The following is a 20,413-nucleotide window of genomic DNA, read 5'->3' as shown; positions in this document are numbered from 1 at the left end:
CCTAACCGTCAGCTGTGCGCGACGTCACGCTTGAAAGGTCTGCATGTTTACGAAAATTCTTGTTGCCAACCGCGGGGAAATCGCGATCCGGGCTTTTCGGGCGGCTTATGAGCTGGGTGCCAAAACCGTGGCGGTGTTCCCCTTCGAGGACCGCAATTCGCTGCACCGCCTGAAGGCCGACGAGGCGTACCAGATCGGCGAACCGGGACACCCGGTGCGCGCCTATCTCACGGTGAGCGAGATCATCCGGGTGGCCAGGGAGAGCGGCGCCGACGCCATCTACCCCGGTTACGGCTTCCTTTCGGAGAACCCCGAGCTGGCCCTCGCGGCCCGCCAGGCCGGCATCACCTTCATCGGCCCGGGCGAGCACGTGCTCGAGATGGCCGGCAACAAGGTTACCGCGAAGGAGCACGCCATCGCGGCGGGCGTTCCGGTGCTGGGGTCCAGCGCGCCCTCACGCGACGTCGACGAGCTGCTCGCCGCGGCCGACGATATCGGGTTCCCGATCTTCGCCAAGGCCGTCGCCGGCGGCGGCGGCCGCGGCATGCGCCGGGTGGCTCAGCTGAGCGATCTCCGCGGCTCCCTTGAGGAAGCCATGCGCGAGGCCAACAGCGCGTTCGGCGACCCGACCATGTTCCTCGAGCAGGCCGTACTGCGGCCTCGTCACATCGAGGTCCAGATCCTGGCCGATGCGTCCGGCGAGACCGTGCACCTGTTCGAACGCGACTGCTCCGTGCAGCGCCGCCATCAGAAAGTCATCGAGATCGCTCCGGCGCCGAACCTCTCCGACGAGATCCGCCAGCGTCTGTACGCCGATGCGGTCGCCTTCGCCCGCTCGATCGGCTACGTGAACGCGGGCACGGTCGAGTTCCTGCTCGACACGGTCGGCGAACGCGCCGGCCAGCACGTGTTCATCGAGATGAATCCGCGCATCCAGGTCGAGCACACCGTGACCGAAGAGGTGACGGATGTCGACCTCGTGCAGTCCCAGATCCGCATCGCCGCGGGCCAGACGCTCCGTGAGCTCGAACTCACGCAGGACAAGATCGTGTTGCGCGGGGCGGCCCTGCAGTGCCGCATCACCACCGAGGACCCGACCATGGGATTCCGCCCGGACACGGGCAAGATCACCACCTACCGCTCGCCCGGCGGCGCCGGCATCCGGCTCGACGGCGGCACAATCAACCCCGGTGCCCAGATCAGCCCGCACTTCGACTCGATGCTCGCCAAGCTCACCTGCCGGGGCCGGGACTTCCCGTCCGCCGTGACCCGATCCAAGCGCGCCCTGGCCGAGTTCCGTATCCGTGGCGTGTCCACGAACATCTCGTTCCTACAGGCCGTGCTCGACGACCCGGACTTCGCGTCCGGCAACCTGAGCACCTCCTTCATCGACGAGCGCCCGGAGCTGCTGCGCGGCCGCGCCTCCAAGGACCGCGGCACGAAGATCTTGAATTGGCTCGCCGACGTGACCGTCAACAAGCCCAACGGGGTGCCGCTGACCCTGCTGAACCCGGCCGAGAAGCTGCCGAAGCTCGATCTGTCCGAACCGGCTCCGGCCGGCTCCCGCCAACGGCTCCAGCTGCTCGGCCCGGCCGGCTTCGCCGCGGACCTGCGAGCCCAGACCGCCCTGGCCGTGACGGACACCACTTTCCGCGACGCCCACCAATCACTGTTGGCAACCCGGGTGCGCACCCGCGACCTCGTCGCCGTGGCCCCGTATGTGGCCCGGATGACCCCGGAGTTGCTGTCGATCGAGGCCTGGGGCGGCGCCACCTATGACGTGGCGCTGCGCTTCCTCGGCGAAGACCCCTGGGAACGACTGGCGTCGCTGCGAGAGGCCCTGCCGAACATCAACGTGCAGATGCTGCTTCGCGGCCGCAACACGGTCGGCTACACTCCGTACCCGACCGAGGTGACCGATGCGTTCGTGCGCGAGGCCGCCAAGACAGGCGTCGACATCTTCCGCATCTTCGACGCCCTCAACGACGTCTCGCAGATGCGCCCGGCCATCGACGCCGTGCTGGCGACGGGCTCCTCCATTGCCGAGGTCGCGCTCTGCTACACGGGCGATTTGCTCGACCCGGCCGAGACGCTTTACACCCTGGACTACTACCTCCGGCTCGCGGAGCAGATCGTGGAGTCCGGCGCGCACATCCTCGCGATCAAGGACATGGCCGGCCTGCTGCGCCCCGCCGCGGCCGAGAAGCTCGTCACCGCCCTGCGGTCACGCTTCGACCTCCCGGTGCACGTGCACACGCACGACACTCCGGGCGGCCAGCTCGCCACGCTGCTCGCGGCCAGCCGCGCCGGCGCCGACGCGGTCGACGTGGCCAGCGCCCCGATGGCCGGCACCACCAGCCAGCCGTCGGCGTCGTCCCTCGTTGCCGCGCTCGTCCACACCGAACGCGACACCGGCATATCCTTACAGGCCGTCTGCGACCTCGAGCCGTACTGGGAAGATGTACGCCGGGTCTACCATCCCTTCGAATCCGGTCTGCGCGCGCCCACCGGCCGCGTCTACAAGCACGAGATCCCCGGCGGCCAGCTGTCCAACCTGCGTACGCAAGCGGTCGCGCTCGGCCTCGCCGACGACTTCGAACTGATCGAGGACATGTACGCCGCGGCCAACGACATCCTCGGCCGGGTGCCGAAGGTGACGCCGTCCTCCAAGGTGGTCGGCGACCTCGCCCTCTACCTCGCCGCCGTGCGTGCCGACCCGGCCGACTTCGCTGAGAACCCGGGCAATTACGACGTGCCCGACTCCGTGATCGGCTTCATGGCGGGGGAGCTGGGCGACCTGCCCGGCGGCTGGCCCGAGCCCTTCCGCAGCAAGGTTCTCGCCGGGCGCAACGTCCGCGTCGGAATCACCGAGCTCACCCAGGAGGAACGCGCGGCCTTGGGCAGCGACGGCCTCACCTGCCGGGCGATGCTGAACCAGCTGCTCTTCCCGGCGCCCACGCGCCAATTCGAGCAGATCCGGGAACTCTTCGGTGACCTGTCCGTGCTCGACACGGTGGACTACCTCAACGGTCTTCAGCAGGGCATTGAGCACGCGGTCGAGATCGACAAGGGCGTGCGCCTCTACGTCGGGCTCGAGGCCATCGGCGAGGCCGATGACAAGGGTATGCGCACCGTCATGACCACGCTGAACGGACAGCTCCGACCCGTGTTCGTGCGGGACCGCAACATCACGGTCAGCATCAAGGTCGCCGAAAAAGCGGATGCCAACCGGCCGGGCCAGATCGCCGCGCCGTTCTCCGGGGTGGTCACCCTCCAGGTCGAGGAGGGCGACACCGTCGAGGCCGGGCAGGCCGTCGCCTCGATCGAGGCCATGAAAATGGAGGCCGCGATCACCTCGCCCATCGCGGGAAACATCGAACGGGTGGCCGTGCCGCGAACCCAGCAGGTCGACGCGGGCGATCTGCTGGTGGTGGTGCGTCCACGCTAGGCTTGGTGCGATCTATCGACGAAGGGACTGATCTTTTTGTCAGATAAGCGCACAGGCGCCGAGGCGTCCGGTCCGGACGCCTCCATCGAGCCTCTCGCCGAGCCGGGAGACGAGTACCATAGCGAACTACCGCCGCACACGATCGTGAACCTGGCGGCGGCCCTGCCGGAGAACCTGAAACGCCCGGCTACGCACACGATCGAGGTCAGCACCCCGGCCGTGGCGCGCGCCGATCGGTTGTCCGCAGCCGTCGCGGGGGCGGTCCGCGCCCTCTCCGGTCCGGCCGTGAGCGACGCCGTTCCGCACACCCGCCGGGAGAGTCTGCGCCCCGCCGGCGGATCGGCGCCCGAGACCGCCGCCATGCTCACGCCCGATCGGCTGCTGGCCGTCAACCGTCGCACCAAACCGCCGCCCCGCGGAGCCTGGAACAGTTTCGTCTACTCGGCGACCCTGCATCTGGTGAACCTCGGCGACTCGGCCACGGTGCGCGCCTCCAAACAACTCGACGAGCGCATCCGCAAGGATTTCGAGGGCGGCACCCGCTTCGTTCCGATCCTCACCCGCAAGGGCGGGGTCGGCAAGACGACCGTCACCGCACTGATCGGCATGGCGCTGGCCGATGCCCGCGAAGACCGCATCATCGCCGTCGACGCGAACCCCGACCGGGGCACCCTCTCCGAGCGGGTCACGAAACAGACCCGGTCCACCGTGCGCGACCTGGTCACGAAGGCCGCGTCGATCGGCGGCTATACCGATTTCTCGTCGCTGGTCTCCCGCGACGCGACCCGGCTCGACATCCTCGCATCCGACACCGACCCGCTCCTCTCCGAGGCCTTCGACGAGAACGACTACAACGTCGTCGCCGACCTGGCGGCGCGGTACTACTCGATCATGCTCACGGACTGCGGCACCGGAATCGTGCACTCCGTCATGCGTGCCACGCTGCAGCGGGCCGACTCGATCGTCATCGTCTCCGGGGGCAGCATCGACGAGGCCCGGCTGGCGTCCGAAACGTTGACCTGGTTGGAAGCCAACGGCTACGGCGACCTGGTTCGCAACGCGGTCGTCGCGCTCAACACGGCGACACAGGGCACGAATCTGGTGAAGCTGGAAGAGATCGAATCGCATTTCCGCTCTCGGGTGCGGGAGATCGTGCGCATCCCCTGGGACCCGCAGCTCGCCGCGGGCAGCATCATCTCCTTCGACGATCTGAAGCCCATCACCCGGCTCGCGGCCCGCACCCTCGCGGCCGTCGTCGTGGAGGGTCTGCCGGCCGACCGCGGCGTCTAAACCGATCCGGTACCCCCGTACCCCCGCATCCATGACTTGGAGTCACCTTTGCCCGAGCGCCAGATCCGTCTCTTCGGAGATCCCGTCCTCAAAACCGTCTCCGACCCGATCGGCACGATCGACACCCGGGTGCGGAGCCTGATCGAGGACCTGGTCGACAGCGTGCGACTGCCCGGCCGGGCCGGCGTCGCGGCCTCCCAGATCGGCGTGAATCTGCGCGCATTCAGTTTTAACGTCGATGGCGAGATCGGGTACATCCTCAACCCGGTCCTCGTGGAGGTCTCGGGGGAGCCCGAGCTCGTCGACGAGGGCTGCCTGTCGGTGCCGGGCCTCTGGTATCCCACGAAGCGGTACCCGTTCGCCCGGGTGACCGGCATCGACCTCGACGGCACGGCGGTCGAACTCTCCGGATCCGGGATCATGGCCCAGGCCCTGCAGCACGAGACCGACCACCTCGACGGTTTGCTCTACCTGGACCGCCTCGACAAGGAGAACCGGCGGGCCGCCATGAAAGAGGTCCGCGAGTCGAGCTGGTTCTGACCCCAGTCGTTCGGGTCCGAGGCCCTAAAGGGCCTCCGCCCCACAGGAATTCGACGGAGATTTTGCCGGAAACGCCCCCAAACGTGCAGAAACGGCAGTTCTATGGCAGATTCTCCGTCGAATTGGTTCGACGCCGGGCACGGCGCTGGGGCTCCCTTATCTACTGGTTCCGACCCAGGCGGCCGGACGACGCGAAACAGGTCCCGTCGCCACTGTGACGACGGGACCTGTTTCGGTCGTCGCGGGGAGTGCTAGCTGCTGACCGGGTTCGTCCCGGTCACCGGGGCGCCCAGGTACATCGCCTCGATCTGATCGGCGTAGTCCCGCAGGATGATGTCCCGTTTGATGCTCAGCTTCGGGGTCAGGTACCCGGCGGCTTCGGTCAGTTCGGTCGTCAGCACCGTGAACTTGCGGATCGACTCCGCCCGTGACACGTGGTCGTTGGCGTGGTCGATGGCGCGCTGCACCTCGGCGAGAACCTTCGCGTTGACGGATGCCTCGGCCAGCGTCATTCCCGCGTCCTCGCCGTTGTTGTTCAACCAGACCGCGAGCATGTCGGGGTCGAGCGTGACCAGGGCGGCGATGAACGGCTTGCGATCGCCGACGACGACCACCTGGCCGATCAGCGGGTTGGACCGGATCGGGTCTTCCAGCGCCGCCGGGGCGACGTTCTTGCCGCCGGCCGTGACGATGATCTCCTTCTTGCGCCCGGTGATGGTGAGGAAGCCGTCGCTGTCCATGGCGCCGATGTCACCGGTGCGGAGCCATCCGTCGTGGAAGGTGGCCGCGGTGGCCACGGGATTCTTCCAGTACTCCGTGAAGACGTTGACGCCTTTGACCTCGATTTCGCCGTCGTCCAGGACGCGCACCGAGACGCCGGGAAGCGGTGGGCCTACGGTGCCGATCTTGAACTTGGTGGCCAGACCCACAGTGGTCGGCGCGGTTGTCTCGGTGAGGCCGTAGCCCTCCAGGATCTTGATGCCGAGGCTGTGGTAGAAGTGACCCAGGTGCATGCCGAGTGGAGCCGAACCGGAGACGGCGTACTTCACGTTGCCACCCATGGCCGCGCGCAGCTTGCTGTAGACCAGACGGTCGAAGAGCGTGAACTTGAGCTTGAGCATCAGCGGAACGCTCTTGCCCTGATCGACCAGCATCGAGTGGTCGACGGCAACCTGGGCGGCCGTCTCGAAGATCTTGCCTCGGCCGGCGGTCAGCGCCTTCTGCTCGGCGGAGTTGTAGACCTTCTCGAACACCCGCGGCACTGCGAGCAGGAAAGTGGGCTTGAAGGTGCCGAGCGATTCGAGCAGCTTCCGGGTATCGGGCTGGTGACCGACGCGCACACCGGCGTGCACGCAGAGAACCGAGATGAACCGGGCGAAAACGTGCGCGGTGGTGATGAACAGCAGCGTGGAAGCGCCGTTCGCGTCGGTGAGCACCTCTTTCAGCGCCACCGCCGAGTTGCGCGACGTCTCGACGAAGTTGGAGTGGGTGAGCACGCAGCCCTTGGGACGGCCGGTGGAACCCGAGGTGTAGATCAGGGTGGCGATGTCCGAACCCACGGCCAGCGAGCGACGCCGCTCGATTTCGGCATCCGGCACGTCGACCCCGGAGGCCGCGAGCTTGTCGAGGTCACCGAGGTCGATCTGCCAGACCTTCTGCACGCTGCCGAGCTCGGGGTGCACCTCGTCGAAGCGGGAAAAGTGCTCGGCGGTCTCGACGATCACCGCCGCGGCGTCGGAGTCGCCCAGGATCCACTGGATCTGGATGGGGGAGCTGGTCTCGTAAACGGGGACCAGCACGGCACCGGCGAACCAGGTGGCGAAGTCGATCAGCGTCCACTCATACCGGGTCTTGCACATCAAGCCGATTTTGTCTCCGGGCTGGATTCCTGCCGTGACGAGCCCCTTGGCCAGCGCGACGACCTGGGCATGAAACTCCGTGGTGGTGACGGGGGACCAGGCTCCGTTTCTCGGCAGTGAGAACAACACGGAGTCGGGCGTCCCCTTGAGGCGTTCGACCAGGAGATCGGTGACATTGGCTTGTGGGTCTGCGGGAACGATGGCGGGCAGATCGTACTGTTTCACGGTAACTCCTCTGGTACCGGGCGGGCGATTTGCCCCACTCTATCCACGTCACTTCGTGGAAGCAGCCGTTTCGCCTGGCCGTGTCTTGGTTCACTACACTCTAGGGGGACGCACCGGCTTCGTTGTCTCGCCTCGCAGAGCGCCCCACTTTATCCATCGACGAAAGAAGTCCGCTGTGCACGCCATTGGTATCGACATCGGCGGCACCAAAATCGCCGCGGCCCTGGTCGACGAATCCGGAACGATCATCCGCTCGGATCGACGCCCGACCACCGCGAGCGATCCTCGCGGGATCGAAGACGCCGTCGTCGACATGATCACGGAGCTCTCGGAGGGCGAGGAGGTCGTCGCCGCCGGGATCGCCGCGGCCGGCTTCATCGACGCCGCCCAGTCCACCGTTTACTACGGGCCCAACGTCAACTGGCGCCACGAGCCGCTTCGGGCCACTCTCGAGGCGCGGCTCGACCTGCCCATCCTGATCGAGAACGACGCGAACGCCGCGGGCTGGGCGGAATTCACCTTCGGCGCCGGCCGGGGCTACACCGACATGGTCACCCTCACCATCGGCACCGGCGTGGGCGGAGCTATCGTCGCCGACAACCGTCTCTTCCGCGGTGGCTTCGGCTGTGCCGCCGAGCTCGGGCATCTGCGCGTGGTGCCCGGCGGTCGCCTCTGCGGCTGCGGCGCCCACGGCTGCATCGAACAGTACGGTTCGGGTCGCGCCCTGCTTCGAATTGCCACCGAGCTGGCGGATGCCGGCGGAATCGGCCTCGGCCTCGCGACCGCCCGTGAGCGCAAGGGCAAGCTGACCGGCAAAGAGGTCGGCCGGCTGATCCAGGACGGTGACAACGGCGCCCTGGCCGCCCTGAGGCAGTTGGGCGGCTCGCTCGGGCAGGCCTGCGCAAGTCTGGCGGCCGTACTTGACCCGCAGATCTTCGTCTTCGGCGGGGGCGTCGCCGCTGCCGGTGAACTGCTGCTCGAGCCCATCCGCGCCGCGTACCTCGAAAATCTGCCGGCCAGGGGCTTCCACCCGGAGGCCGAATTCGCCATCGCGCAGCTCGTCAACGACGCCGGTGTCGTCGGTGCGGCCGACCTGGCGCGGAAACACGTTTTCGCGCAGTAGGATTTCCGCGTTACCGAGGGAGCAACGATGTTCTACTGGCTCATGAAAAACATTGTCATCGGCCCTCTGCTGCTGGCTATCTTCCGGCCCTGGGTGGTCGGGCTCGAAAACATCCCCAAGGAGGGCGGTGTGATCCTGGCGAGCAATCACCTGTCCTTCATCGACTCGGTGTTCCTGCCGCTGGTCGTGCCGCGTCGCGTCGTCTTCCTCGCCAAGAGCGAGTACTTCACGGGCAAGGGGCTCAAGGGCTGGGCGACACGCCAGTTCTTCAAGGCCACCGGCCAGCTGCCGATCGACCGGTCGGGTGGCAAGGCATCCGAGGATTCCCTCAACACCGGCCTGCGCGTCCTGGGTGCCGGCGGCGTGCTCGGCATCTACCCTGAGGGCACCCGCAGTCCCGACGCGAAGATGTACCGGGGCCGCACCGGCGTGGCGCGGATGGTGCTCGAGGCCGAGGTCCCGGTCATCCCCGTGGCCATGATCGACACTGAGAAGGCCATGCCGACGGGCACCCGCATCCCGAAGGTGCGCCGGATCGGCATCGTGATCGGCGAACCCCTCGACTTCAGCCGCTTCGACGGCATGGAGGGCGACCGGTTTGTGCTCCGGTCCGTGACCGACGAGCTGATGTACGAGCTGCAGGCCCTCAGCCGGCAGGAGTATGTGGACGTCTACGCGACCAGCGTGAAAGAAAAGCGGGCCAGCCTGACCCGATAGAATCAGACGGTTGCCCAGGGGCCGACAGACCCCGACCCGATAGCCCGGCCCGCAATATTATTCTTGCCGGACCAGACAAAAAAGGAATAGTCCCGTGGTAGACCCCACCGAACCAGTCGTGCTCGCAGATCGATCTGTGGTTGCCGGCCTGGACTATTGGCGCACCCTCCCGATCAAGCAGCAGCCGACCTGGCCCGACGCGGATGCGGTTGCCGCGGCATCTGCCGAACTGTCCACGCAGCCGCCGCTCGTCTTCGCCGGCGAGGTCGACATTCTACGGAACCGGCTCGCCGAGGCCGCCAGCGGCCATGCCTTCCTGCTGCAGGGCGGGGACTGCGCCGAGACCTTCAGCGGCGCCACCGCGGAGCAGATCCGCAACCGGGTCAAGACCGTGCTGCAGATGGCCGTCGTGTTGACGTACGGCGCGTCGATGCCCGTGATCAAGATGGGCCGGATGGCCGGCCAGTTCGCCAAGCCACGCTCCAGCGATTTCGAGACCCGGGGTGGCGTCACCCTGCCGGCTTACCGCGGCGATATCGTCAATGGCTACGATTTCACACCCGAATCGCGCGAGGCCGACCCGGCCCGCCTGGTCAAGGGCTACCACACCGCCGCCTCCACCCTCAACCTGATCCGTGCCTTCACGCAGGGCGGTTTCGCCGACCTGCGCCAGGTGCACAGCTGGAACCAGGGCTTCGCCGCCAACCCGGCCAACCAGCGCTACGAGAAGGTGGCCAAGGAGATCGACCGCGCGATCAAGTTCATGATCGCGTGCGGCGCCGACTTTGAAGCCATGCGTCGGACGGAGTTCTACACCAGCCACGAGGGTCTGCTGATGGACTACGAGCGTCCGATGACCCGGATCGATTCCCGCACGGGCACGCCGTACAACACGTCCGCGCACTTCATCTGGATCGGGGAGCGCACCCGTGACCTTGATGGTGCGCACGTCGACTTCCTCTCCCGGGTGCGCAACCCGATCGGGGTCAAGCTTGGCCCGAGCACGTCAACCGACGACATGCTGCGCCTGGTCGACAAGCTCGACCCGAACCGCGAACCCGGTCGTCTCACGTTCATCACCCGGATGGGTGCGGGCAAGGTGCGCAGCGCCCTGCCGCCGCTGCTGGAGGCGATCAAGGCCAGTGAGGCCAAGCCGCTCTGGGTCACCGACCCGATGCACGGCAACGGTGTGACCACGCCCACCGGGTACAAGACCCGTCGTTTCGACGACGTCGTCGACGAGGTGCGCGGCTTCTTCGAGGCGCACCGCAGCGTCGGCACACACCCGGGCGGCGTTCACGTCGAACTTACCGGCGACGACGTCACGGAGTGCCTGGGTGGTTCCGAGCACATCGACGAGGCCGCGCTGGCGACCCGCTACGAGTCGCTCTGCGACCCGCGCCTGAATCACATGCAGTCGCTCGAGCTCGCCTTCCTGGTTGCCGAGGAGCTTGCCGCTCGCTAACCCGTCCCCGCGGCCCCGGGTGCCCGCTCCGGCATGGGAACCGCCGGGTACGGCCGGCCCGGCCGTGACGGCTGTCTAGCCGAATGGGTTCGTCGGCTTGAGGGTGATGGTGCTGTTCTTGGGCGCGTCGGCGCCGGCTTCGGGATTCGTCGATGCGACGCTCAGGAGCGGTGCGATGGCATCCGCGCCGAGATTGTAGCTCAGCTTGAATCCCAGGTCGGTGAGCACCTGCTTGCCCTCGTTCCACGGGAGGCCGACGATGTTGGGCACCGTGACGGGTGCCGGGCCGAGGGAGGTGGTGAGAGCATAGGTGTCGCCGGTGCGCACGGAACCCTCGTTCACGGGGGCCGCGCTCACGACGTCTCCCTCGGCGATCGACTCACTGTAGACCTCGTCGCCGGGGGTGACGAGCAGCCCCTTCTCCGCCAGGATCGCGGTGGCGTCCTTGACGGATTCGCCGGACACGTCCGGTACGGGGCCGAGCGAGAGAACCAGATTGACGTTCATGCCCACGAAGTAGTCCCCACCCTGGGAGACGTCCCCGGCGTCGGTTTCGCGGCTCGCGGAGATGACCAGGCCCGATTCCACCGTGTCGTCGAAGAGGGAATCGGTCGCCCCGATGCCTGCCTTCAGCTCCGTGACGGCGGAGGTCGCAGCATCGGCCGTCAATCCCGCCAGCACGGGCAGAACGATCGGCTGCGGGCCCTGGGATACACGCAGCGTCACCGTGCTGCCCTTCGCCACGCGGGTGCCTGAATCCGGGTTGGTGCTGGAGACGAGGCCGGCGGGGATGGTGCCGCTGAACTCGGTGCCGAGCGCCGCCTCCAGCCCGAGCCCGGTGAGCTGGGCGGTCGCGTCGTCGGGGGACACCGAGACGAGGGCGGGAATCGGGACCTCCGAGCCGGGGCCGTTGCCGAAGAACCAGCCGGTTCCGCCGGCAAGGGCTGCCAGCATGAGCACCAGCGCGAAGAGCCAGAAGCCGCGGAACTTGCGTGTGCGGGCCTTGTCGGCCAGGAGAATGGTGGTGGCGGGTGCCGAGGCAGAAGCCGCCGTGGCCACGCCGGCCACCGCCGGGGCGAGCGGGGCACCGCCGAGGATCTGGGTGTCCGCGTCGGCCACCGCTGCGGTCACGCCGCCGGGCAGCACCATGGTCGCGGATTGTCCGGTCGCCGGGGGAGCCGGGCGCACGAGCTTGTCGAGGTCGAGCAGCTGATCGAGCATGACACGTGCGTCCCGGGGGCGCTGCTCCGGGTCGCGGGCGGTGGCCCAGAGCACCAGTTCGTCGAGCTCGTGCGGAATCGCGGGTATCCGCGCGCTTGGCATGGGCACGGTGTCGTTCGCGTGCTGGTAGGCGATCTGCATGGGCGCTTCGCCGACATAGGGCTGCTCGCCGGTAAGCATCTCGTAGGTCATGATGCCGAGCGCGTAGATGTCGCTGCGGGCATCCGCGATGCCCCGCGTGACGAGTTCGGGGGAGAGGTAGGCGATCGTGCCGAGCAGGGCCTGCCCGGTGGCCGTGTTGTTGTTGACGGCCCGGGCGAGTCCGAAGTCGCCGATCTTGATGCGGCCGTCGTCGGCCAGGAGAACGTTCTCCGGCTTGAGATCGCGATGCACGATTCCCGCTTTGTGCGCGGCGGCGAGGCCCGAGAGCACCGCCTCGAGGATGTCCATCGTCTGCTCACTGGTGAGCCGGCCGTAGTCCTTGAGCAGGTCGCGCAGAGTGATGCCGGGCAGGTATTCCATGACCAGATAGGCCATATCGGCATCCTGGCCCTGGTCGTAGACGTTGACCACGTTCGGGTGCGCGAGCCGGGCGGCCGAGCGGGCCTCCTGCACGAACCGGGCCTTGAACGTGTTGTCGTCGGCGAGGTGCCCGTGCATGATCTTGATGGCGACCCGGCGTTCGAGGCGCAGGTCGGTCGCGAGGTACACGGTGGCCATGCCACCGCGGGCGATCCGGGAGCGCACCTGATAGCGGCCGTCTATCAGACGGCCGACCATGGGATCGGCAGGGGTATCGCTCACTAGTCGAGTCTAGGGATTGCGAAGCCGTTCCTTGTGCCGGAACACTCGCAAGTCAGGGTTTTCAAGCCTGAGCGGATGCGAGCTGCAGGTCAGCCGAGATCGGCCAGCCAGGCCCGGGCCGATGTTTCCCACTTCGCGTAGTGGTTCGGGTGAGCCGAGATCTGCACGGTCTGCGCGGCCTCGGTCACGGTCATCGACTCCCAGCCGGGGATGTCGAGCAGTCCGCGCGTGATGCCGGGGTTGGGGTTCACGGGGCCGCCGAAGAAGGCGAGGCTGGCCCGCTCCGGGTCGAGCACCTGCTCGGGGGTTCCCCAGCCGAAACTGGGGCGTTGCTGGAAGAGGCCGAGGGAGTCGCGGTCGCCGTACTGCACGTTGCGCAGCCCGGATTCCTGGGCCGCGGCGGCCAGGGCGATCACGATTGCGGAGTCGCCGGCACCCGCGCGGCGACCGCTCGCGATAATGATTTCGGCGTGCCGGCGCATGTCCTCGCTGAGCGGCGTGACCTCGCCGGGCGCTGCAGACGGCGCAGGGGCGGCCTCCTCGATGAGGATCGCCGATTCCATCGCCGGCGCCGCGGGAACGGAGCCGGACGGGATCGACAGGACCTGGCCGGGGTAGATGATGCTGGACCAGCCGAGGCCGTTGGCGTCGAGCACGGATTGCACCGAGACGCCCGCCGCGGCCGCGAGGGCTCCGATGGTCTCGCCGGCGGCGATCGTGTGCGTGCCGGAAGCATTCAGCGGGGCGACGGCTGCGGCCGGCGCGGCCGAGACCGGCGCGGCCGAGACCGGTGCGGCACCGTCGCCCGGCGGCAGCACGACGGCCTGCCCGGGGAAGATGATGCTGCCCGCGTCGAGCCCGTTCACGCGGAGCAGGGCCTCGAGGGAGAGCCCGTGCGCGGCGGCAACGCCGGAAAGCGTGTCCCCGCTCTGGATCAGGTACCGCGAGATCTCGGCGGCGACGGGCGCCGGAGCCGGAGCGGACGGCTGCGCCAGGCCGGCCAGGGTCAGCATCTGGCCCGGGAAGATCACCGCGGACCAGCCAAGGCCGTTGAGGGCGAGCACGGATGCGGTGGAGAGACCGAATCGTCCGGCCACGTTGCTCACGGTGTCGCCTTCGACGACCTGGTACTGGGTCGGCGCCGCGACGGCGGCGATACTCTGCCGACCTGCGTCGGCGGGCACCGCGGTCGGCAGGATGCTCTTGCTCTTGAGCGGCTTCTTCGCGATGGTGGCGGCATCCGCCGGCGACACCAGGTTCAGGCTGATCGCGATCGTGCTGATCAGCACGAGCGGGACGGTGACCAGGACGCCCAGACCCCGTCGTTCGGTGGCGTGCCGGTGGCGGCCCTCGCCGGGCGTCGAAGAATTCACGTCGCTGCTGCTGCTGGCTGGACTGTTCCTGCTGGCTGGTGCCGACATTCCGCTCCCGTCGATTGCGTGCGACAGCGGTGCTGGCACAGTATTGCCCAGTCAATCAGGTTGGCCCCCATTCTGGGCATCAACACGCGCGTTTGCGCCATGAGAGTTTGTCCGCCCCGTCGAATCATGGGAGGCTTGATGAGTGACTGAATCGTTCTCAGATCAAGAGTGGCTGTCCATCGCCGACCTCGTCCGGGTGCTCGGCGTCAGCCAGAGCCGCGTGCGTCAGCTGATCGACGACAAGCAGCTGCTCGCCATGCGCCGTGACAACGGCCCCTTGCAGGTTCCCGCCGCGTTCATCAGGGACGGCGCCCCGCTGCCCGAGCTGCGCGGCACGCTGATCGTGCTCTCCGACGACGGCTTCAGTGACGAGCAGGCGATGCGCTGGCTCCTTGAGGTCGACGGCAGCCTCGGCGTTCCCCCGGTCCAGGCACTGCTTGCCGGCCGTAAGGCCGAAGTGCGCCGGGTCGCCCAGGCGCTCGCCTGACTTTTCCGCGCTCCTAGAACGCTCGGCGGGTCACCGTCTCGGCCAGCTCCATCAGCCGCGTCGTGACCGCGCCGCTGATCGGTGATCCCTTGAGAGCTGCGAGGGCCTCGGCGACGTTCGAGTCGATGAGCGCCTCGATCCGCTCGACGGCGCCGCTGTCGACGATGGCGCGCTGCAACATCCCGATCTGTGCTTCCGTCAGCAGCGGGTCGCCGAGGAGCGCGTCCAGGTTCTCGCGGGCCGTGCCCGTCAGGTTCTCGCGCGCCAGAGCGACCAGTACAGTGCGTTTGCCCTCGCGGAGGTCGTCGCCGCTCGGTTTGCCGGTGACGGAGGCGTCGCCGAACACCCCGAGCAGGTCGTCCCGAAGTTGGAATGCGATGCCGAGCGGCAGTCCGAAGGCACGCAGGGCGTCGAGGTGGTCCGGGCCGGCGCCGGCCAGGGCTGCGCCGATCACGAGCGGCGCTTGCACGCTGTACTTGGCCGACTTGAAGACGATGACCCGCAGCGCCCGGTCGAAGAGTTCCGATTCGGGCTGGGTGAACCAGGCGCGTTCTTCGAAGATGTCGAGGTACTGGCCCACGGTGACCTCGGTGCGCATCCGGTTGAATTCTATCCGTGCCCGGACCGCGACCGACGCGTCGGTGGCTGCCGCGAGCCCCTCGTCGAGCAGCTCATCGCTCCAGCCCAGCAGGAGGTCGCCGAGAAGGATTCCGGCGGCCCGGCCGAACGCGACCTGGCTGCCTGCCCATCCGCTTTGGCCGTGCATGCCCTCGAAGAGTTTGTGGGCGGAGGCCGCGCCGCGCCGGGTATCCGAATTATCGATGATGTCGTCGTGGACGAGTGCTGCCGCATGGAAGATTTCCAGGGCCGCCGCCGCGGAGATGACCGGCACCAGCGCGGTCAGGGCGTGGTCGGAATCCCTGTTCGCACCAGTGGATCCGCCTGTGCCGACGCTCTGCCAGCCCCAGTAGCAGAACAGCGCCCGGAAGCGTTTGCCACCGCTGAGAAACTGCCGTGAGAACTCCACCAGCGGCGTGAGATCGGGGCTGATGGTTGTCACAATTGGTAAACGAGTTTCGAGGAATTCGTCGATGCGAGAATGAACCAGATCGATCAGATGATTGCTTTGCGCCACTTGCCTAGCCTAGCCATCACGGCGGGGTTAGACTCGGTGAGGCACAGCGCGATCCTAAATAGGAGGAATGAGATGCCGCTTTCGGAACAAGAGCAGCGACTCCTCGAAGAGATGGAGCGCGGCCTTTACCACAATGACGCCGACTTCGTGGCGACCGTCGGTGGCAGCAGCCTCCGGCCCGACTACCGCTCGATTTCCATCGGGGTTCTGGCCGCGGTTGCCGGCATCGGTGCTCTCATCGCCGGCGTGGCCATCCAGCAGCTCTGGCTCGGCGTCCTCGGCTTCATCATCATGTTTGCCGGGGTGTTGTTCGCGACCACGCCCAGCAAGTCCGCCCGGCGGATGTCCGCAGCCGCTCCGCGCTCCCGTCCGAACCAGCAGCAGCGGTCGTCTCAGCGCGGTTTCATGGATCGCATGAACGAACGCTGGGATCGTCGCCAGGACGGCCAGCAGTAACCTCCTCACCACCGCTCGACTGCACTTCCGCTCCACCGCACCTCGCAGACAGGGCCGATCATCCGATCGGCCCTTTTTTTGTGCCCGAAAACGGCGCGAAATGAATCCCGGCGTTGGATTTCCCTCCACTCTGCTTTTCCCCGTGTTCATGCAGATCAGTAGGGAGAATGTCTCCAATATTTGCGCGTTTATTCTGTTTAGTGGATCAAAGTGGAGTAAAGTGGAGCAAGATCTGGACCGTGACCGGATGAGAGGGGGAGATGAATGTTCTTTGGCACGTACGCCCCCAAGCTCGACGAAAAAGGCCGCATCATCCTTCCCGCAAAATTCCGGGACGAGCTGTCTCCCGGGATCGTCATGACCCGAGGCCAGGAGAACTGCCTCTACGTGTTCACGACCCGGGAGTTCGAGGCGTACTACGCGAAGATCTCCCAGGCGCCGCTCACGGACCAGAGCGGGCGCTCCTTCAGTCGCATGATGTTCTCCGGCGCGAGCGCAGAGCAGCCCGACAAACAGAACCGGGTGACCATCCCCGCGAACCTGCGCGCCTGGGCCGGGCTCGACCGGGACCTCACCGTGATCGGCGCCGGCAACCGGGTCGAGATCTGGGACACCGCCGCCTGGGACGCGTACCTCTCCGAACAGGAAGAACCATTCGCCAACATCACGGAGGAGGTGATTCCGGGACTCATCTAGCTCCTGACGCCTGACTCCCAGCCGTTCTGCCTGACACACTTCCCCGGTGGCAGAGACGAATGGATGGGGATCAGGAATCAGGAACCACCCGGGACTATGGCCATCAACGACATCCACACCCCAGTTCTGCTCGACCGCTGCGTCGAGCTGCTCGCACCGGCACTGGAACGACCCGGCGCCGTGCTCGTCGACGCCACTCTCGGCATGGGCGGGCACGCCGAGGCGTTCCTGCAGCGATTCCCCGGGCTCGTCCTGGTCGGACTCGACCGGGATCTCGACGCCCTCGCGATCGCCGAGGAGCGGCTGAAGCCGTTCCGCGACCGGGTTCACCTCGTGCACACCGTCTACGACGGTATCCAGGACGCGCTGGCCGGCCTCGGCATCCGCGAGGTGTCCGGCGTGCTCTTCGACCTCGGCGTGTCCTCGCTCCAGCTCGACCGGGTCGAGCGTGGTTTCTCCTATTCCAAGGACGCGCCGCTGGACATGCGCATGGACAACACCAGCGACCTGACGGCCGAGCGCATCGTGGCCACGTACAGCGAGCAGGAGCTGCGCCGGATCTTCCACGAGTACGGCGAGGAGAAGCTGGCGGCACGCTACGCCAAGGCCATCGTCGAGGCCAGGGAGACCACCCCGTTCGTGCGGTCGGCCCAGCTGGTCTCCGTGATCACCGCCGTCACACCGGTCGTCGTTCAGCGCGCCGGACACCCCGCGAAGCGGGTCTTCCAGGCGCTGCGCATCGAGGTCAACCAGGAACTCGCCGTGCTCGAGCGCGCCATTCCCGCAGCGCTCGATTCGGTCGCGGTCGGTGGGCGCATCGTCGTCATGGCCTACCAGTCCCTCGAGGACCGGATTGTGAAGAAGACCCTGGCGAAGGCATCCGGCTCCACCGCCCCTGCCGGATTGCCGATCGAACTTCCCGAACACAAACCACTGTTCAAGCTTGTGATCCGAGGGGCCGAATTGGCCTCGGACGAAGAAAAGGCGAGAAACCCGCGCGCAACGCCGGTTCGCCTTCGCGCCGCCGAGCGACTGAGGAGAGCCGCATGAGTGACAACCTCGCACGCGCACAACGACCCAACTGGGAGAGCACCCCCGACACCGCTTCGGTGCCGGAGCCTCGCCACATCGAGATCGTCTCGCCGCGCAGCCAGCGTCACGCGCGTCCGAAGATCGTCTACGCCCTCTCGGCCGTCACCGGCGTGGCTGCCATCGTGCTCGCCCAGCTGCTGCTGAGCGTCGGGATCTCCCAGTCCGCCTACGAGGTGTCCCGGCTGCAGGCCAGCCAGGTCGAACTCGGGCGCACGGCGGAGAGCGTCACCGAGGACCTCGTGCGGGTCTCGTCCCCGCAGAGCCTGGCCGCGAACGCGGAAGCACTCGGCATGGTCAGCAACTCCAACCCGGTGTACCTCCGCCTGTCCGACGCCGCCGTTCTCGGCGCGCCCGCCTCCGCCAGCGGAAGCTCGGCCGGTACGGCGAGTCTGGTGCCCAACTCGCTCCTCGCCGGCGTACCTTTGGTCACGGAACTTCCGCAGAACACCGGTCAGGGAGCCAGCCTCGGCGGTTCACCGGCCGAGGTCCCCGCGGCGGTTGCCCCGGCAGCCGAACCCAACGCTCTGCCGACGCCCACGACCCGCTAGCCCGCCCCGGTTCGCCCGTCTCGCGAGGGACGTCCCGCCCGCCTCCCGTTAGTTTCGTTCCCAGAACGCGCCCAACCCGCGGCCCCGGCCGCAGTAAGGAATCGCAGGTGGCGAGCAGCTCCCGGTCCAGCAGGCGGCGCAGTGCCGCGACGATCCTGATCCTGCTCGTGTTCGTGGCCGTATTCGTGGTCAGGCTCGTCGACATCCAGGTCGTGCGCGCCGAGACGCTCAGCGCCGACTCGCTGGGCAACCGGTCGGTCGAGCAGCCCGTCTACGGAGCCCGCGGAGACATCGTCGACACGAACGGGGTCGTCCTGGCCGGCACGGTCATGCGGTACGACATCACCCTGTCTCCGCGGAACGCCGCGGAATTCGACCGCACCACCGACGATGGGGACGTGACCGTGACGGTCGCGCAGGCGGCCGCGGAGGTGGGCGCCCTCACCGGGCAGACCGGCGACGAGATCCTCCAGGTCATCTCCGGCTCCCTGGCCGCCGACAAGGACTCCGACTACGCCGTCGTCGTGCGGGCCGTGGACGTCTCGGTGTTCCGGGCCATCGACCAGCTCGACATCCCGTGGATGTACGCCGAGAAGAACCCGGGCCGGGTCTACCCGGACGGCGCCGTGGCCGGCAACCTGGTCGGATTCGTCTCCTCCGGGGGAGAGGCTCAGGCCGGCATCGAGCTCGGGCAGGACGCCTGCCTCGCGAGCACCAACGGCACGGAGACCTATGAGAAGGGAGCGGATGGCGTGCGCCTGCCCCAGAGCACCGTCACCACGGTCCGGGCCAAGGACGGCGGCGACGTCGTCACGACCATCGACTCCGACCTGCAGTGGTTCGTGCAGCAGGTGCTGGCCGAACAGGCCGTCGCCACAGGCGCGGCCTGGGGCAACGTGGTGGTGCAGGAGGTGAAGACCGGGAAGCTCGTCGCGGTCGCCGACTACCCGTCGGTCGACCCCAACAACGTCAACGGCACCCCCGACGCCGAGGACCGCGGCTCCCGGGCCTTCACCGCCCCCTTCGAGCCCGGTTCTACGTACAAGGCGCTGACCACGGCATCCGTTCTCGACGCGGGGGCCGCCACCCCGCTGAGCCGGGTCGTCGCGCCCTACCGGTACCTGCCTCCCAACGGTGCCAACGTGAACGATAGCTCCAACCACGCCGACCTGAACCTCACCCTCACGGGCGTGATGATCGAGTCTTCGAACACGGGCATGTCGAAGTTCGGCGAGTTGATCAGTGACCAGCAGCGCTACGAATATATGAGTAAGTTCGGTGTGGGCTCGGCCTCGGAGTCCGGTTTCCTCGCCGAGGAATCCGGCACCCTGCGCCCCTTCGAAGATTGGGACAACCAGACCAAGTACGCGACCATGTTCGGTCAGGGGCTCACCACCACGGCCATCCAGGTCTCCAGCATCTACCAGACCCTGGCCAACAACGGCGTGCGGATGCCCGTGCAGCTGGTCGCAGGCTGCCGCCACGCTGACGGCAGCATGACCGACGTGCCCGAAGCGGTCGGCACCCCGGTCGTGTCGGCCGCCGCCGCCCGGGAGACCGCAGACATCCTCGAGATGGTCTACCAGAAGGCCTGGCTGGCCAAGACGTGGGAGATTCCGGGCTACCGGGTGGGCGCGAAGACCGGGACGGCGCAGATGCCCGATGGTCGGGGTGGGTACACCAAGGGGTACCTGGTGTCGGTCTCCGGCTTCGCTCCGGGCGACGATCCGCAGTATGTCGTTTCGGTCAGCCTCGCCGACCCTGTTAAACTGAACTCTTCCGCGGCATCTGCTCCGATCTTTCAAGAGGTCATGAGTCAGGTGCTGAAGAAGTACCGGGCAGTCCCCTCGGGCGCCACCGCACCTGCCCTTCCCGGTACCTGGTAA

Annotated in this window: 16 protein-coding genes; 12 read left to right on the top strand and 4 right to left on the bottom strand. The window is 67.4% G+C overall.

Features of this window, described 5'->3' with window-relative positions; all coding sequences use genetic code 11:
• The first annotated feature begins 43 nt into the window (after window positions 1–43).
• Genes CXY81_RS10510 through def form a run of 3 tightly spaced genes read left to right on the top strand, consistent with a single transcriptional unit; the run spans window position 44 to window position 5,278 of the window.
• Entirely contained in the window at window positions 44–3,448 is a 3,405-nt protein-coding gene (locus CXY81_RS10510) for a pyruvate carboxylase (RefSeq protein ID WP_104194805.1), read from the top strand.
• 36 nt (window positions 3,449–3,484) lie between these two features.
• Window positions 3,485–4,738 carry a MinD/ParA family protein gene (locus tag CXY81_RS10505; protein WP_233194129.1) on the top strand — a complete coding sequence of 418 codons (1,254 nt, stop codon included), beginning with the start codon at window positions 3,485–3,487 and terminating at the stop codon, window positions 4,736–4,738.
• Between the two features lie 48 nt (window positions 4,739–4,786).
• The gene (gene def / locus CXY81_RS10500; RefSeq protein ID WP_104171278.1) at window positions 4,787–5,278 is read left to right on the top strand and encodes a peptide deformylase; all 492 of its coding nucleotides are present in this window, start codon (window positions 4,787–4,789) and stop codon (window positions 5,276–5,278) included.
• A 251-nt stretch (window positions 5,279–5,529) separates the two neighbouring features.
• Here def and CXY81_RS10495 read toward each other — a convergent pair whose 3' ends face one another.
• Entirely contained in the window at window positions 5,530–7,362 is a 1,833-nt protein-coding gene (locus CXY81_RS10495) for a long-chain fatty acid--CoA ligase (protein WP_104171277.1), read from the bottom strand.
• 175 nt (window positions 7,363–7,537) lie between these two features.
• Here CXY81_RS10495 and CXY81_RS10490 point away from each other — a divergent pair, with 175 nt between their 5' ends.
• From CXY81_RS10490 to CXY81_RS10480, 3 genes are all read left to right on the top strand, one after another.
• Window positions 7,538–8,485, top strand: coding sequence for an ROK family glucokinase (locus CXY81_RS10490; RefSeq protein ID WP_104194804.1), 948 nt, complete (start codon window positions 7,538–7,540; stop codon window positions 8,483–8,485).
• Window positions 8,486–8,512: 27 nt separating this feature from the next.
• Complete coding sequence (locus CXY81_RS10485) at window positions 8,513–9,202, top strand: 1-acyl-sn-glycerol-3-phosphate acyltransferase (RefSeq protein WP_104099533.1); 690 nt, start codon at window positions 8,513–8,515, stop codon at window positions 9,200–9,202.
• Window positions 9,203–9,296: 94 nt separating this feature from the next.
• Complete coding sequence (locus tag CXY81_RS10480; protein ID WP_369828376.1) at window positions 9,297–10,667, top strand: class II 3-deoxy-7-phosphoheptulonate synthase; 1,371 nt, start codon at window positions 9,297–9,299, stop codon at window positions 10,665–10,667.
• Window positions 10,668–10,742: 75 nt separating this feature from the next.
• Here the strand turns inward: CXY81_RS10480 and pknB are convergent, their stop codons facing one another.
• Window positions 10,743–12,692 carry a Stk1 family PASTA domain-containing Ser/Thr kinase gene (gene pknB, locus CXY81_RS10475; RefSeq protein WP_104194803.1) on the bottom strand — a complete coding sequence of 650 codons (1,950 nt, stop codon included), beginning with the start codon at window positions 12,690–12,692 and terminating at the stop codon, window positions 10,743–10,745.
• Between the two features lie 89 nt (window positions 12,693–12,781).
• On the bottom strand, window positions 12,782–14,065 hold the full coding sequence (locus CXY81_RS10470) for a LysM peptidoglycan-binding domain-containing protein (protein WP_233194128.1): 1,284 nt from the start codon (window positions 14,063–14,065) through the stop codon (window positions 12,782–12,784).
• Window positions 14,066–14,255: 190 nt separating this feature from the next.
• Between CXY81_RS10470 and CXY81_RS10465 the strand changes: the two genes are divergently transcribed.
• A complete protein-coding gene (locus CXY81_RS10465) occupies window positions 14,256–14,600 on the top strand; it encodes an Rv2175c family DNA-binding protein (RefSeq protein ID WP_104194801.1) in 345 nt (114 codons plus the stop codon).
• A 13-nt stretch (window positions 14,601–14,613) separates the two neighbouring features.
• Here the strand turns inward: CXY81_RS10465 and CXY81_RS10460 are convergent, their stop codons facing one another.
• Entirely contained in the window at window positions 14,614–15,735 is a 1,122-nt protein-coding gene (locus CXY81_RS10460; protein ID WP_104194800.1) for a polyprenyl synthetase family protein, read from the bottom strand.
• A gap of 72 nt (window positions 15,736–15,807) precedes the next feature.
• Between CXY81_RS10460 and CXY81_RS10455 the strand changes: the two genes are divergently transcribed.
• The 5 genes from CXY81_RS10455 to CXY81_RS10435 all read left to right on the top strand — a co-directional run bounded on the left by CXY81_RS10455 (window position 15,808) and on the right by CXY81_RS10435 (window position 20,413).
• Window positions 15,808–16,191 carry a DUF3040 domain-containing protein gene (locus CXY81_RS10455; RefSeq protein ID WP_104194799.1) on the top strand — a complete coding sequence of 128 codons (384 nt, stop codon included), beginning with the start codon at window positions 15,808–15,810 and terminating at the stop codon, window positions 16,189–16,191.
• Window positions 16,192–16,455: 264 nt separating this feature from the next.
• A complete protein-coding gene (mraZ, locus tag CXY81_RS10450; RefSeq protein WP_104099528.1) occupies window positions 16,456–16,887 on the top strand; it encodes a division/cell wall cluster transcriptional repressor MraZ in 432 nt (143 codons plus the stop codon).
• A 96-nt stretch (window positions 16,888–16,983) separates the two neighbouring features.
• Complete coding sequence (gene rsmH / locus CXY81_RS10445) at window positions 16,984–17,937, top strand: 16S rRNA (cytosine(1402)-N(4))-methyltransferase RsmH (protein WP_104194798.1); 954 nt, start codon at window positions 16,984–16,986, stop codon at window positions 17,935–17,937.
• A complete protein-coding gene (locus tag CXY81_RS10440) occupies window positions 17,934–18,527 on the top strand; it encodes a hypothetical protein (protein WP_104194797.1) in 594 nt (197 codons plus the stop codon). Before rsmH ends, CXY81_RS10440 begins: the two co-directional genes overlap by 4 nt.
• Window positions 18,528–18,634: 107 nt before the next feature.
• On the top strand, window positions 18,635–20,413 hold the full coding sequence (locus tag CXY81_RS10435) for a penicillin-binding protein 2 (RefSeq protein ID WP_233194126.1): 1,779 nt from the start codon (window positions 18,635–18,637) through the stop codon (window positions 20,411–20,413).

It is taken from the genome of Cryobacterium sp. M25 (assembly GCF_002929635.1).
GTDB classification, from domain to species: Bacteria; Actinomycetota; Actinomycetes; order Actinomycetales; family Microbacteriaceae; genus Cryobacterium; species Cryobacterium sandaracinum.
The sequence above is the reverse complement of the archived record's forward strand: the minus strand, read 5'-3'. Positions and strand labels throughout refer to the sequence as shown.